Origin of the sequence: Tepidiphilus succinatimandens (assembly GCF_006503695.1) — a bacterium.
Taxonomy (GTDB): domain Bacteria; phylum Pseudomonadota; class Gammaproteobacteria; order Burkholderiales; family Rhodocyclaceae; genus Tepidiphilus; species Tepidiphilus succinatimandens.
The window spans coordinates 1-13,857 of sequence record NZ_SBIK01000010.1; the positions used below are offsets into that span (position 1 = coordinate 1).

12 protein-coding genes are annotated in these 13,857 nt (G+C 67.4%); 8 read left to right on the forward strand and 4 right to left on the reverse strand.

Annotated elements, in window-relative coordinates; translation table 11 throughout:
* Window positions 1-53: 53 nt before the first annotated feature.
* Window positions 54-554: a TRAP transporter substrate-binding protein DctP gene (dctP, locus tag EPD82_RS07085; protein ID WP_082438383.1), complete on the reverse strand. Its 501-nt coding sequence runs from the start codon at window positions 552-554 to the stop codon at window positions 54-56.
* Between the two features lie 227 nt (window positions 555-781).
* On the opposite strand from dctP, the gene EPD82_RS07090 reads away from it, so the two are divergent.
* The 7 genes from EPD82_RS07090 to EPD82_RS07120 all read left to right on the forward strand — a co-directional run bounded on the left by EPD82_RS07090 (window position 782) and on the right by EPD82_RS07120 (window position 8,811).
* A complete protein-coding gene (locus tag EPD82_RS07090) occupies window positions 782-1,789 on the forward strand; it encodes a methionine ABC transporter ATP-binding protein (RefSeq protein WP_055423395.1) in 1,008 nt (335 codons plus the stop codon).
* The gene (locus tag EPD82_RS07095; RefSeq protein ID WP_055423394.1) at window positions 1,789-2,454 is read left to right on the forward strand and encodes a methionine ABC transporter permease; all 666 of its coding nucleotides are present in this window, start codon (window positions 1,789-1,791) and stop codon (window positions 2,452-2,454) included. Before EPD82_RS07090 ends, EPD82_RS07095 begins: the two co-directional genes overlap by 1 nt.
* A gap of 46 nt (window positions 2,455-2,500) precedes the next feature.
* Window positions 2,501-3,283: a MetQ/NlpA family ABC transporter substrate-binding protein gene (locus tag EPD82_RS07100; protein ID WP_055423393.1), complete on the forward strand. Its 783-nt coding sequence runs from the start codon at window positions 2,501-2,503 to the stop codon at window positions 3,281-3,283.
* Window positions 3,284-3,531: 248 nt separating this feature from the next.
* Window positions 3,532-3,870 (forward strand): P-II family nitrogen regulator, encoded by a 339-nt coding sequence (glnK, locus tag EPD82_RS07105; RefSeq protein WP_055423392.1) that lies wholly within the window; start codon window positions 3,532-3,534, stop codon window positions 3,868-3,870.
* A gap of 23 nt (window positions 3,871-3,893) precedes the next feature.
* A complete protein-coding gene (locus EPD82_RS07110; protein WP_206202229.1) occupies window positions 3,894-5,234 on the forward strand; it encodes an ammonium transporter in 1,341 nt (446 codons plus the stop codon).
* A 117-nt stretch (window positions 5,235-5,351) separates the two neighbouring features.
* Complete coding sequence (locus tag EPD82_RS07115; RefSeq protein WP_055423391.1) at window positions 5,352-6,029, forward strand: hypothetical protein; 678 nt, start codon at window positions 5,352-5,354, stop codon at window positions 6,027-6,029.
* A gap of 91 nt (window positions 6,030-6,120) precedes the next feature.
* Window positions 6,121-8,811, forward strand: coding sequence for a cation-translocating P-type ATPase (locus EPD82_RS07120; protein WP_141056251.1), 2,691 nt, complete (start codon window positions 6,121-6,123; stop codon window positions 8,809-8,811).
* Window positions 8,812-8,823: 12 nt separating this feature from the next.
* On the opposite strand, the gene gshB is transcribed toward EPD82_RS07120, so the two are convergent.
* From gshB to EPD82_RS07135, 3 genes are read right to left on the reverse strand one after another with little or no spacing between them, the layout of a single operon-like run.
* A complete protein-coding gene (gshB, locus tag EPD82_RS07125) occupies window positions 8,824-9,771 on the reverse strand; it encodes a glutathione synthase (RefSeq protein WP_141056252.1) in 948 nt (315 codons plus the stop codon).
* The gene (gshA, locus tag EPD82_RS07130) at window positions 9,768-11,072 is read right to left on the reverse strand and encodes a glutamate--cysteine ligase (protein ID WP_141056253.1); all 1,305 of its coding nucleotides are present in this window, start codon (window positions 11,070-11,072) and stop codon (window positions 9,768-9,770) included. Before gshA ends, gshB begins: the two co-directional genes overlap by 4 nt.
* Entirely contained in the window at window positions 11,069-12,391 is a 1,323-nt protein-coding gene (locus EPD82_RS07135; protein ID WP_141056254.1) for an Eco57I restriction-modification methylase domain-containing protein, read from the reverse strand. Before EPD82_RS07135 ends, gshA begins: the two co-directional genes overlap by 4 nt.
* Window positions 12,392-12,438: 47 nt before the next feature.
* Here EPD82_RS07135 and EPD82_RS07140 point away from each other — a divergent pair, with 47 nt between their 5' ends.
* A complete protein-coding gene (locus EPD82_RS07140) occupies window positions 12,439-13,785 on the forward strand; it encodes a M48 family metalloprotease (protein WP_206202230.1) in 1,347 nt (448 codons plus the stop codon).
* Window positions 13,786-13,857: the final 72 nt, after the last annotated feature.

The window sequence follows — 13,857 nt, forward strand, 5'->3', positions numbered from 1 at the left end:
GCTGCTGGCCGAACTCGACGACGAGTGGATGACCGGCAAGGTCTATCTCAACCTCAACCCGTAACCCCGGCGTCATGACCAACACCACGGAAATTTACAGAAAAAAGGTTGCACAACCGTTCGGCGAGCGTGTCGAAGAGCTTCTTGCCGACGCGTCCCTGCGTGAGCGCTTCGAGCGCGCGCTGATCCGGCATCAGGAAGGGCAGCGCGAAGAGATTGAGCTCTTTGACCTGCGGCGACCAGTTGATCGTCGAACCGACGGCCATGTCGATCACGCCCTGGCGCAGCGCGGTGAATTCCTTGGTCTGATCGCCCGAGACGAGCGAGGCGCCGGGATAGACTTTGATTTTGATGCGCCCTTGGGTTTTTTCGTCGACGAGTTCGGCCCACCGTTTGGCGCCCCAGCCCCAGGGAAAAGCCTCGCCGAGCACGGTGGAGAGTTTGTACTCATCCTTGTACGGCCCGGCGGCCGCGGCGGGTTTGCCCAGGCCGAGCAAGGTGGTGCCCAGCAAGGCGGCGAACAGGGCGGTGGTGAGCCAGCGTCGGGTTTTCATCGAAGTCTCCTCTCCAGGGTGTTGTCGTGAGGGTTGCGGGGATGCCTTGAGGGCAGGATCCAGATTCGGCCATTCAGGCTCTGAAAAAACCCCATCATGAAGTATCACCGCAGCGGCTGATGGAGTCAATCATGAGTTCCCTCGATATACTGCCAAGCCCGGCAGTGGCTTCGGCACGTCGGGTTGTCCGTGCGAAAATCCGCTTTTTGCGCTGAAGGATGGTGGATGTGATCGAATTCGACGGCGTGCGCAAGACGTACCGTGTCCGGGGGCAGGAGGTCCTGGCGCTGGAAGTCGAGCGGCTGACGATCGAACGAGGGGAGGTATTCGGCATCGTCGGGCATTCCGGTGCCGGGAAATCCACGCTGCTTCGCCTCGTCAATCTGCTCGAGCGCCCCAGCCAGGGGCGCGTCGTGGTGGAGGGCGAGGACGTCACCCGCCTCGCCCCGGCGCAGCTGCGCGCCTTCCGCCGGCGCATCGGCATGATCTTCCAGCATTTCAACCTGCTCTCGTCGAAGACGGTGGCGGAGAACGTCGCCTTTCCCTTGAAGATCGCCGGCACCGAATCCAGGGCTGCCATCGCGGCGCGGGTCGAGGAGCTGCTCGCCCTGGTCGGCTTGAGCGAGCACGCGGGCAAATATCCTGCCCAGCTCTCCGGCGGGCAGAAGCAGCGCGTGGGCATTGCCCGGGCGCTGGCCTGCCGGCCCTCCATCCTGCTGTCGGACGAGGCCACCAGCGCCCTCGATCCGCAGACCACCCGTTCGGTGCTGCAGCTGCTCTCCGACATCAACCGCCGCCTGGGGCTCACCATCGTGCTCGTCACGCACGAGATGGACGCGGTGCGGCGCGTGTGCGACCGGGTGGCGGTGATGGACGGCGGCCGGGTGGTGGAGACGGGGCCGGTGAGCGAGGTCTTCCTCCATCCACGACATCCCACGACCCGGGAGTTCGTGCTCGAGAGCGAGCACGTCGATACGCAGGAATTCCAGGAGAGCCTACAGCAGGCAGCGGGGCGCGTGGTGCGGCTGACGTTCAAGGGAGCGGCGACCTACCGGCCGCTGCTGGGCGAAGTGGTGCGCCGCTTCGGGGTGGATTTCAGCATCCTCGCCGGGCGCATCGATCACATCAAGGACGTTCCGTACGGTCAATTGACTCTGTCGCTCGTCGGCGGCGACGTGGAGGAGGCGCTGCGGGCGCTCGCCGAGGCGGGGGTGGATGTGGAGGTGCTGCGGTGATGACGCAATGGCTGGTCAACGTGGATTGGCTGGAGATCGGCCGGGCCTGCTGGGATACGCTGGTCATGGTGGGGGTGTCGCTCTTCTTCGCCGTGCTGCTGGGGCTGCCGCTGGGGATCGCGCTCTTTCTCACGGGCAAGCGCCAGCTGCTGGAGCAGCCGCTCGTCTATGCGGTGCTCTCTTTCGTGGTGAATCTGCTGCGCTCCGTGCCCTTCGTGATCCTGCTCATCGTCATGATCCCGGTCACCGTCGTGCTGGTGGGCACCTCGCTGGGCGTGCCAGGGGCGATTCCGCCCTTGGTGGTGGGCGGGGCGCCGCTCTTTGCCCGGCTGGTGGAGGCGGCGCTGCGGGAGGTGGATCGGGGCATCGTCGAGGCGACGCAGGCCATGGGGGCGACGGTGCCGCAGATCGTCTTCGGGGCGCTGCTGCCCGAGGCTTTGCCGGGGATCCTCGCCGGAGTCACCGTCACCTCCATCACCCTGGTGTCGTACGCCGCCATGTCGGGGGTGATCGGCGGCGGCGGCCTCGGGGACCTGGCCATCCGTTTCGGCTACCAGCGTTTCCAGACCGACGTGATGGTCATCACGGTGGCGCTGCTGGTGGTGCTGGTGCAGCTGCTGCAGATGCTGGGCGACCGGCTTGTGCTGCGTTTCAGCCGCCGTTAGCGTGGCAACGGATTTTTTTCTTCACCCAAGGAAGGAGTGTCGTGCCATGAAATGGAAAAACGCCTTGTTGATTCTGAGCGCCTCGCTTGGCCTCGTTCCGGCCGCCTGGGCCGAAAAACTGTCGGTGGCGGCCACGCCCGTGCCGCACGCCGAGATCCTGGAGTACGTCAAACCCATGCTCGCCAAGGAAGGGGTGGAGCTGGAGGTGCGGGTGTTCACCGACTACGTCCAGCCCAACATCCAGGTGGCGCAAAAGCGCATGGACGCCAATTTCTTCCAGCACAAACCCTATCTGGACGAGTTCAACAAGGATCGCGGCACCGACCTGGTGGCGGTGGCCGGGGTGCACATCGAGCCTTTCGGCGCCTATTCCCGCCGCATCAAGAAGCTCGACGAGCTCAAGGAAGGCGCCGTCGTGGCCATTCCCAACGATCCGACCAACGGCGGGCGGGCGCTTCTGCTGCTGCAGCGCGCTGGACTCATCAGGCTCAAGGATCCGGGAAAGATCACCGCTACGCCGCGGGACATCGCCGACAATCCCAAGCGGCTGGGCTTCAAGGAGCTGGAAGCGGCCACGCTGCCGCGCATCCTCGACCAGGTCGATCTGGCCCTCATCAACACCAACTATGCGTTGGAGGCCGGACTCAATCCCACGAAAGACGCGCTCGTCATCGAGGGGGCCGATTCGCCCTACGTGAACGTGCTGGTGGCCCGGCCGGACAACAAGGACGGCGAGGCCATGCAAAAACTCGTGCGCGCCTTGCACTCGGAGGCGGTGAAGCGCTTCATCCTCGAGAAGTACCAGGGGGCCGTGGTGCCGGCGTTTTGAGCCGAGGCCGCCGATCCGCTCCAGAGTGGACGGATCGGTTCGCGGAATGCACTGAAACGGTGCGTCCGCGCGCGGGGGCGCGCCAGGGGCGGCCCGATCCCGTCGCGCTCCATCGTTCGGATTTCTCGATTCCGTAGCACCAGCCTGAGGGGACGCGGTTCGTTGCCGCGTCCCCTTTTCGCTTTTCCTGCATTTTGGCACGTTCCGTGCTTACGTCGTGGTGGGCATTCCCGCTACGGAGAAGAATCATGAAATTCGTCATGGCGATCATCAAGCCGTTCAAGCTCGACGAGGTGCGCGAGGCGCTCTCGGAAAATGGCGTGCAGGGGCTCACGGTGAGCGAGGTCAAGGGGTTCGGCCGGCAGAAGGGGCACACGGAACTCTACCGCGGGGCGGAGTACGTGGTCGATTTCCTGCCCAAGGTGAAGCTCGAAGTGGCCATACCGGACGAGCTGCTCGAGCAGGTGCTTGAGGCGATCGAGAAGTCTGCCTTCACGGGGAAGGTGGGCGACGGAAAGATCTTCGTCTTCGAACTCGCGGAGGCGGTTCGCATCCGCACCGGCGAGACCGGGACGGCGGCGCTGTGATCTGGACGATGAGGAGAATCATCATGATGAAGAAGAAGTGGTTCGGCGGGGTCGGCTCCTTGGTGGCTCTGGCAACGGTCTCCCTGCCTTCCTGGGCGCAGGAGGCGGCCAGCACGGCCGCGCCCGTGGTGCATCGCGGTGACGTCGCCTGGATGATGACCTCTACCCTGCTGGTGCTGATGATGATCGTGCCGGGCTTGGCGCTCTTCTACGGCGGCATGGTACGGGCGAAGAACGTGCTCTCCGTGCTCATGCAGGTACTGATGGTGACGGCGCTGGTGCTCGTGCTGTGGGCCTGCTATGGCTATAGCCTCGCGTTCACCGAGGCCAGGCCCTGGCTCGGATCGTTTGCCAAGGTGTTCCTCGCTGGCGTGACGCCCGATAGCCTTGCCGACACCTTTACCCCCGAAGTGAAACTGCCCGAATACGTCTATATCGCCTTCCAGGGGACGTTTGCCGCCATCACCTGCGCGCTGGTGGTCGGGGCCTTTGCCGAGCGCATCAAGTTTGCCGCGGTGATGGTCTTCATGGTGCTGTGGTTCACCTTCTCCTACCTGCCGATCGCGCACATGGTCTGGGGGCCGGGCGGATGGCTGCTCGGCGCCGGGGCGATCGACTTCGCCGGCGGCACGGTGGTGCACATCAATGCCGGCGTGGCCGGGCTGGTGGGCGCGATGCTCGTGGGCAAGCGCATCGGCTATGGGCGGGAGGCGCTTGCGCCGCACTCGCTGCCGCTCACCATGGTGGGGGCCTCGCTCTTGTGGGTGGGCTGGTTCGGTTTCAACGCCGGCTCCAACCTGGAAGCGACTTCGGGCGCGACGCTCGCCTTCCTCAACACGCTGCTCGCCACGGCGGCGGCGGTGCTCTCCTGGAGCGCGGTCGAGGCGCTCGTCAAGGGCAAGCCTTCCATGCTCGGGGCGGCTTCGGGCGCGGTGGCCGGGCTCGTGGTCATCACGCCGGCCTGTGGCACGGTGGGCCCGATCGGCTCGATCGTGATGGGCTTGATCGGCGGCGTAGCCGGGCTGTGGGGCGTGAGCGCGCTCAAACGCTGGCACGGCATCGACGATTCGCTCGATGCCTTCGGCGTGCATGGGGTGTGCGGCATCGTGGGGGCGTTGCTCACCGCGGTCTTCACTTCCCCTGCCCTGGGCGGCACGGGCAACGGCAAGGCGGATTTCTCGGTGATGCATCAGCTGTGGGTACAAGGTTGGGGCGTGCTCACCACCATCGTGGTGAGTGGCGTGGTGGCTTTCCTCGCCTACAAGATCGCCGGTGCGCTCACCGGGGGCTTGCGCGTGAGCGAGGAAGAAGAGCGCGAGGGGCTGGACGTGGCTACCCACGGCGAGACGGCCTACCGCCTATAGTCTCCTCTCCGACGGCGATTCCTGTCGTTGCCCCCGGTGATGAACCGGGGGCTTTTTCTTGGCCTGGACCCAGGGGTCGTGCTAGCATGGGGGCATCCGTCCGGTTGCACGCCGCCCATGAAAGACACGAGCCGTCTGATCCTCACCTATACGATGGAAGTGTCCCTTCCCGAGCCTTTGCAGAAGATGCCGCGCGCCGATCTGGCGCGCATCGTCGATGGTCTGCTCGGCGACGTGGTGCATCAGGGCTTGAAGGCGGTGGCGACGAAGCGCCTGCAGGGTAGCGGCATCATGATCCACAAGATGCAGCACCACGTCGATGTCGAACGGCCCCGGCGCGAGCCGGGTCAGACGATTCCCAAGGAGCTGCTGGTGCGCGCGGCACCGCACCTCACCGACGAGGAGCTCGCCGAGCTGGAGGCGCGCGTGGGCAACGTCCCTTTCCTTGCCGAGGAGGAGCTGGAGAAGCGCTTGCGCACCCAGGCGCTGAAGCTGTGCAACGACGTGCGGCTCGCGCCGGTCGTGGTGCGCGGCGTGCGGCCCAACGACGAGCCGCTCGAAACCGAGGCGCAGCTCAATTTCACCCATGGCTCGGTCTTCTTCGACGAGTCGCAGCGCAACCTGCGGCTGAAGGCGAACGCACCCGTGGAGGTGCTGCTGCCGGGCGCCGAAACGCCCGTTCTCGGCCGCTATCTCGGAACCACCTTGGGCGGGCCGGTAGTGGAAGTTCCCCTCCACCTGCTCGCGCCTTATCGCGACTTCCTGCTCGCCGCCTGGCAGGGCGGACGCGGCTGAGCCTCTTCTGCCGCGTAAGGGCCGGGGGCCTTGCGCTCCGTGGTATGCTGCATTGCACCGTCCCTTTGTGGTGAGTTCCACGATGTCGTCCATGAGCCGAAGGAACAGGTCTTTTCATGCGCAGTCGCCCCTGGAGGTGACCGAGCAGCTGGCCACGAATCTGCAGTGTGGCCTGACCCAGGCCGAGGCCGAGCGGCGGCTCGCCGTCCATGGCCCGAACCGCTTGCCGGAAGAGCCGCCCGATCCGGCCTGGCTGCGGCTGCTGCGCCAGTTCCACAATCCCCTGATCTACGTGTTGCTGGTGGCGGGAATCTTGACGGCCTACCTCGGACACTGGATCGATGCGGCGGTGATCTTCGCGGTGGTGATCGTCTCGGCGGTGCTGGGCGCGCTCCAGGAGGGGAAGGCCCAGCGGGCGCTCGCGGCGGTGAAGTCGATGCTGGCGCAAACCGCGGTGGTGATCCGCGACGGACGGCGGCGTCAGATCGCTGCCGAGGAGCTGGTGCCGGGTGACCTCGTCTTCCTCGAATCGGGGATGGTGGTGCCGGCCGACTTACGTCTGGTTGCCGCGCGCCGGCTGGCCGTGGACGAGGCCGTGCTCACGGGGGAATCGCTGCCGGTGGAGAAGGATCCGGAGCCCGTCGACGAGGCGGCTCCGCTCGCTGAGCGACGCTGCATGGCCTACAGCGGCACCACGGTGGTGCGTGGCCAGGGCCTGGGGGTGGTGGTAGCCACGGGCGGGGACAGCGAGCTCGGGCGCATCGGCAAGCTGGTGGCCAGCGTCTCGCGGCTGGAAACGCCGCTCACCCGCCGCTTGACGCGGTTCGCCCAGGGTGCGGCGGCGGTGATCGTGGGCGTGTCGGCGCTGCTCTTCGCCTGGGCCTATTGGGGGCTGGGGCAGCCGCTCGACGAGATCTTCCTTGCGGTGGTGGGGATCGCGGTGGCGGCCATCCCCGAGGGATTGCCGGCCATCGTCACCATCATCCTGGCAATCGGCGGACAGCGATTGGCGCAGCACCAGGCCATCGTGCGCCGCCTGCCGGCGGTGGAGACGCTCGGATCGGTCACCGTGATCTGCACCGACAAGACGGGGACGCTGACGCGCAACCAGCTCACCGTCACCTCGGTGCTGCTGCCGCACGACAGCGTGGAGGTGTCGGGTTCGGGCTATGAGCCGACGGGAGCGTTCCTGCGCGACGGACGCCCGCGGCTGCCGGAGAGCGTGCGCGGCCTGGTGCGGCTTGCACGCGCCTCGCTGCTGTGCAACGACGCCGCGCTCCATGCGGATGCCGAAGGGCACTGGCATGGCGAAGGGGACCCGCTCGAAGTCGCCCTCATGAGCATGGCGCTGAAGGCGGGGCTGGACCCAGAGCGCGAGCGCCGCTGCTGGCCGCGGGTCGACCTGATCCCCTTCGAGCCGGAGCGGCGCTGGATGGCGACGCTCAATCGCGATCATCACGGGAATCACGTGATTTTTCTCAAAGGGGCACCCGAAGTGGTGTTGGCGCACTGCTACAGCGATGCCGACGGCCAGCCGCTCGACATGGCCGGCTGGGGAGAGCGGCTGATGCGCGAAGCGGCCAAGGGGCGGCGGATGATCGCGCTCGCCTGGAAACGGCTGTCCAGTCCCAAGGAGGCGCTGAGTCTGGAGGACGTCAACGGCGGCTTTGCCCTGCTGGGCGTAGTGGGGCTGGAGGATCCGCCGCGGCCGGAAGCGAAGGAGGCGATCCGCGAGTGCCACGAGGCCGGCATCCGGGTGCTGATGATCACGGGCGATCACCCGGTCACGGCCCAGGCGATCGGGCAGATGCTGGGACTGCGCGCCGAGGCGCCCCTCACCGGCGTGGAGATCGAACGGCTCGACGACGCGGCCCTGGGCGCGCGCATCGCCGAGACGGACGTCGTCGCACGGGCCGCGCCGGAGCACAAGCTGCGTCTGGTGCGGGTGCTGCAGGGGCAGGGCCACATCGTGGCCATGACCGGCGACGGGGCCAACGACGCGCCGGCGCTGCAGGCGGCCGACATCGGAGTGGCCATGGGCAAGCGCGGCACCGATGCGGCGCGTCAGGCTTCGGCCATGGTGCTCGCCGACGACAACTTCGCCACCATCGCCCAGGCCGTGCGCTGGGGGCGCGTGGCCTACGACAACATCAAGAAGGCGCTGCTCTTCGTGCTGCCGACGAATGTGGCGCAGGCGTTGGTCGTGGCGATCGCGCTGGCGGCGGGCTGGTCGCTGCCGATCTCGGCCACGCAGATCCTGTGGGTGAACCTGGTGACGGCGGTGACGCTGGCGATCGCCGTGGCGTTCGAGATGCCGGAACCGGACGTGATGCAGCGCCCGCCGCGCCCGCCGGTCGAGCCTTTGGTCACGGGGGCCATGGCGTGGCGCGTCGTCTTCATCGGCGTGCTGATCTGCCTCTTGTCCTACGGCGCCTACGGCATCTCCCTCGTGCGCGAGCTCGGCGAGGACTTCGCCCGCACGGCGGCCACGCATACGCTGGTGTGCGCCGAGGTGATGTATCTCTTCAACTGCCGGCGCTTCGTCGCGAGCGGCTGGAGCCGGGAGGTGCTGCGGGGCAATCCGGCCCTGTGGCCGGTGATCGGGGTGCTGGCGCTGCTGCAGCTGGCCTTCGTCTACGCCCCGCCGCTGCAGCTGCTCTTTCGCACCGCGGCGCTCGATGCCTTTGCCTGGGCGTATGCGCTCGCCGGGGCGCTGGCGGCTTTCGCGGTGGTCGAAGTGGAAAAGGCCGTGTTGCGGCGCATGGGGCGCGTCGCCCTGTGAGCGGCGGCGCGCTCAGCCGGCCGCAAGGCGCTCGAGCGCCTCGATCACCTCGTCGGCAATGTTCAATCCCGTCTGGGCCGCGATCTCCACCATGCAGGTGGGGCTGGTGACGTTGATCTCGGTGAGCCGTCCGCCGATGAGGTCGAGCCCCACGATCAAGAGGCCGCGCTGCCACAAGACGGGGGCGAGCGCTTCGGCGACTTCCCGTTCGGCCTCGGTGAGCGGCACGGCCACGCCGCGTCCGCCCGCGGCGAGGTTGCCGCGCGTCTCGCCGGGCTTGGGGATGCGGGCGAGCGCATAGGGCATCACTTGCCCGGCGATCACGAGCACCCGTTTGTCGCCGTCGCGGATCTGCGGCAGGTATTCCTGGGCCATGATGGTACGGTGCCCGTGGTGCGTCAGCGTCTCGACGATCACGTAGCGGTTGTGATCCTCGCGGTGCACGCGGAAAATCTGGCTTCCGCCCATGCCGTCGAGCGGCTTGAGGATCACGTCGCCCAGAGCGTCGATGAAGGCGTGGATGCGCTCGGGGTCGCGCGCCACCATCGTGGCGGGCGTAAACTGCGGGAATTCCAGGATGGAGAGTTTCTCCGAATGGTCTCGGATCGCCCGCGGCCGGTTCCAGACGCGGGCCCCTTGCGCTTCGGCGCGCTCCAGCAGCCAGGTGGCGGTGAGGTATTCGAAGTCGAAGGGCGGATCCTGGCGCATGAGGAGTGCGTCGAATTGGTCGGCGCGCACGCGCGCTTCGGAGACGACCTCGTACCAGGCACCGGCTCCGCCGTCGGTCAGCGCGATGAGCTGGGCCGAGAGCCACACGGCGCCTTCTTCCCAGCAAAGTCCCTCGCGCTGGCAGGTCCAGATCTCGTGGCCGCGCGCCTGGGCGGCGCGCATCATGGCAATCGACGAATCCTTCGTCACTTTCAGCTTGGGCAGAGGGTCGACGAGAAAGGCGAGTTTCATGCCGTATCTCCTTCCGCGCCGAAACGGGCGACGAGTTCCTCGATCTCGATGGCGGCGGCGAGCAAGCCCAGGCGCGCCACCACGCCGTAGGCGTAGAAACGGTTGGGTTCGGCGTCGGGGGCGAGGCCCGAGTCGGGCAGCGAGCAGCTCGCCGCGAAGCGCAGCGGCTCGAAGTGCATGCCCGGCGCGTTGAGGTTCTCGTCGGGGCCGCGTTCGGTGTGTACCCGGTAGAATCCGCCCACCACGTAATGATCGATCATATAGACGACCGGTTCGCACACCGCCTCGCCCAGGCGCTCGAACGTGGGCACGCCTTCCTGCACGATCACCTGGTGCACTTCCAGTCCTTCCTTCACCTTGGCCATCTTGTTGCGCTGCCGCCGCGAGAGCTCGCGCAGCTCGGCCGGGTCCTTGACCGTCATCACGCCCATGCCGTAGGTGCCGGCGTCGGCCTTGACGACGAGGAAAGGTTCCTGGTCGATGCCGCGGGCGGCGTAGGCGGCGCGGATCTCGGCGAAGAGCTCGGCGGCGGTGTCGGCGAGCCGGTCTTCCCCTTCCTTGCTCTGGAAATCCAGGCCGGACACGACGCGGTGCGCCGGAATGAGGTACCAGGGATCGAGTCCGATCGCCTCGGCGAAGTCGGTGGCGACGCGGGCGTAGATCTCGGCGTGGTGCGATTTGCGCCGCGTGTGCCAGCCCGCCACCAGGGGAGGGATCACGTTCTGCTCGCTGAGTCCGCGCAGAATCGGTGGCACGCCGGCCGAGAGGTCGTTGTTGAGCAGGATGGCGCAGGGGTCGAAGTCGGCGAGCCCCAACCGGTTTCCGCGGCGCACCAAGGGCTCGACGAGCACGCGCTCGCCCTCGGCCGCTTCGAGCTCGGTGGGGGCAGTGATTTCCGGCAAGAGCGAGCCGATGCGAACTTCCAGCCCGGCCAGGCGCAGGATGCGCTGCAGGCGGGCGATATTCAGGAGATACCAGCGGTTGCGCGTGTGGTTCTCGGGGATGAGCAGCAGGCGCTTGGCTTCGGGGCAGACGCGTTCGATCGCCACCTGGGCTGCCTGCACCGCCAGCGGCAGGAAGTCGTCGGAGAGGTTGTTGAATCCGCCGGGAAAGAGGTTGAAATCGACCGGGGCGAGCTTGAAGCCGGCGTTGCGCAGGTCGGTGGAGGCGTAGAAAGGAGGCGTATGCTCGCAAAAGCCGCCGCGGAACCATTGTTCGATCGCCGGCAGTTCTTCGAGGAACTGGCGCTCGATGGCGAGCAGGGGCCCGGTGAGGGCGGTCGTGAGGTGAGGCGCCGTCATGAAGGGCATCCTTGCAGAGGGTTCGTCCGCGATTGTACCGGCTGCGCCCCGCCGGCGCATCGCCCGGGGAGGAATCGGGTAAAGGAAGCGGGTAGCGGTGCGCGCTCCAGGCTGCGCTGCGAAAAGAGAAAGCGCCCGTCGCACACGAATCCGAGCTCGGCCCAGGGGACCTCGTCGTTGAGCGCGGCGGCGAGCGCATCGACGTCGAGCTGCGGATCGTGGGGAAAGATCGCCAGCACGCTGCCGTCCCAGTCGCGGCAGGGGTGGACGAAGAAGGGACGCGGGGCGCGGGTGCGACCGTTCACGTACACCCGCGGCGCGTCGCTTTCTCGATGGGTGCGCCCCCATTCCCACCAGTTATGCTCATCGAAATCCCGCACGCGCCGCGCAAGGAGCCGCTCGCGAAAGGGGAGAAGCTCGACGGGTGGCGGTTCGCCGGGACGCACGAAGCGCATGGGTCGGGTTCGGCCATCGCGCACGGTGGAGGAACAGACGAATTCGCGGTTCGCCCAGCGCGGGTCGGCGTAGATCTCGTCCGCTCCCGAGACGGCACCGACGCACACCCGTGCGATCTGCGACAGGCGTAGGGGGTACGTGCCGCGCACGAAGGCCAGATGCCCGTCGTGTTCGAGCACGGTGCGCGCTTCCCACGGCGGCGGGGCCTCGTCTTCGGGGGCGGGCAGAACGGCGGCGAGCGCCGCGAGCCGCTCCTGCCAGCCGGCCTCCCGACCCAGCTCGGCATAGCGCAGCGTGTGCGCCCGCCGGCCGCGCTCGAAGCGCCAGATGAGGCAGTTGGGCACGGCCCCGGCAAAGAGGCGCGCATCGCCCGTGTCGATCACTTCGGTGAAGCTTCCTTCGGTGAGCAACCAGCGGTTGAGCCGTCGGGCGGCGGTGGCTTTGAGGAAATCGCGCGGGGTGATGAAGATGAGTTCGCCGCCCGGTTCGAGGTGGCGCACCGCTTTCTCGATGAAGTGCAGGTAGAGATTGGCATGCCCGTCGAGCAGGTGGCTATCGAGCCGCGCAGCGGTCTCCGGCAGCACGTCGCGGCGGCGCACATAGGGCGGATTGCCGATGATGGTGGCGAACTTCTCGTGCTCGGGCAGGGCGAAAAAATCGAGGCGGCACGCCCGCGGCGGACACACGCGCGGGTCGAGTTCGCAAGCGAGGGCACCGGGTTCGAGAAAGCGCAGGAAGGCACCATCGCCGCAGGCAGGCTCCAGGACGCGCCCCTGGCGGCGGCGCAGGCGCAGCATGGCGCGCACCACGGGCTCGGGCGTGAACACCTGCCCCAGCGCGTCCGGCGGAATTTCTTCTATCATGGAGCGGGATGATAGCCGATTCCGCAGCCCTGCCGCAGGAGGACAGAATGCACGATAGCGCTTGGATGACGTGCGATCCCGCCGGCCGCCGGCCAATGACGCGGCGCGAGGCGCTCAAGCTGCTGGGCGCAAGCCTGACCGCGCCGCTCTTTTCTGGCTGCGCCACTTCGCCCATCACCGGTGAGACCATCTTCGTCGGCATGAGCGAAGCGCAGGAGATCGCGCTCGACCGGAAGCTGGCGCCGCAGCAGTTCTCGCAGGATCTGGGGCCGATCCAGCAGGCGTCGGTCAATGCCTATGTGGGCGAGGTGGGCGCGAGGGTGCATGCGGTGAGCCACCGGCCGCACCTGCCCTATTCGTATCGGGGCCTGAATGCGAATTACCTCAATGCCTACACTTTCCCCGCCGGATCGGTCGGTGTGACGCGAGCCCTGCTGGTGCGGCTCGACGATGAAGCGCAGCTCGCGGCGGTGCTCGGCCACGAGATCGGCCACGTCAACGCGCGCCACTCGGCGCAGCAGCAGGCCAAGGCGATGCTGGCGCAGGTGGCGCTCACCGCGCTCGATGCGGCCACGAGCAGGAGCGAGTGGGGGCAGCTGCTGGTGCAGGGCGGCGCGCTCGGGGCGAGCGCCCTGCTCGCCTCTTATTCGCGCGAACAGGAGCGGGAGGCGGATTACCTCGGGCAGCGCTACCTGGTGCTCGCGGGCTACCCGGCAAGCGCCATGGTGCGCTTGCATCAGGTGCTGCTCGAAGAAGAAAAGAACCAGCCCGGGCTGCTCGAGACGATGTTTTCGACGCACCCCATGACGCAGGAGCGGATCCAGCGGGCGCAGTGGCTGTCCGAGACCGAGTTCGCCGACGGCGAGCGTTTTCCCGTCCAGCGCGAGCGCTTCATGGACCGCACGGCACCGTTGCGCGCGCTGCGACCGACCATCGAGCGCTGCGGCCGCGGGGAGGAGGCGATGGGGGCGAAAAAGCTCACCGAGGCCGAGCAGCACTTCCGCGAGGCGATCACACTCACGCCGGACGATTACGCCGCCAACCTGCGCCTGGCGCAGACCCTGCTCGCACGCGGCCGGCTCGACGAGGCGCGTTCCTATGCCGAGCATGCCCGCGCCGTCTATCCCCAGGAAGCGCAGGCGCACAAGGTGCTCGCCGCCGCCGCCCTGCAGCAGCGCCGCTACGAGGAGGCTCTGGTTGCGCTGGATGCCTACGACCGCTTGCTGCCGGGGGATGCTGGCATCACCTTTCTGCGCGGCGTCTCGCTCGAGGGGCTGGGGCGGCGGCAGGAAGCGGCGCGCCTCTACGCCGACGTGCTGCAGCGCAGCGGCGGCCAGGGTCAGGCGGCGACCTATGCCCGGCAGCGTCTGCGGCAGTGGGGCTATTTGAGATGAACGATCGTTCGAAATCCGTTTCGAACGAATGTTAGAATCGAACGGCACATTTCATTCCGCTCAGGAGAAGAC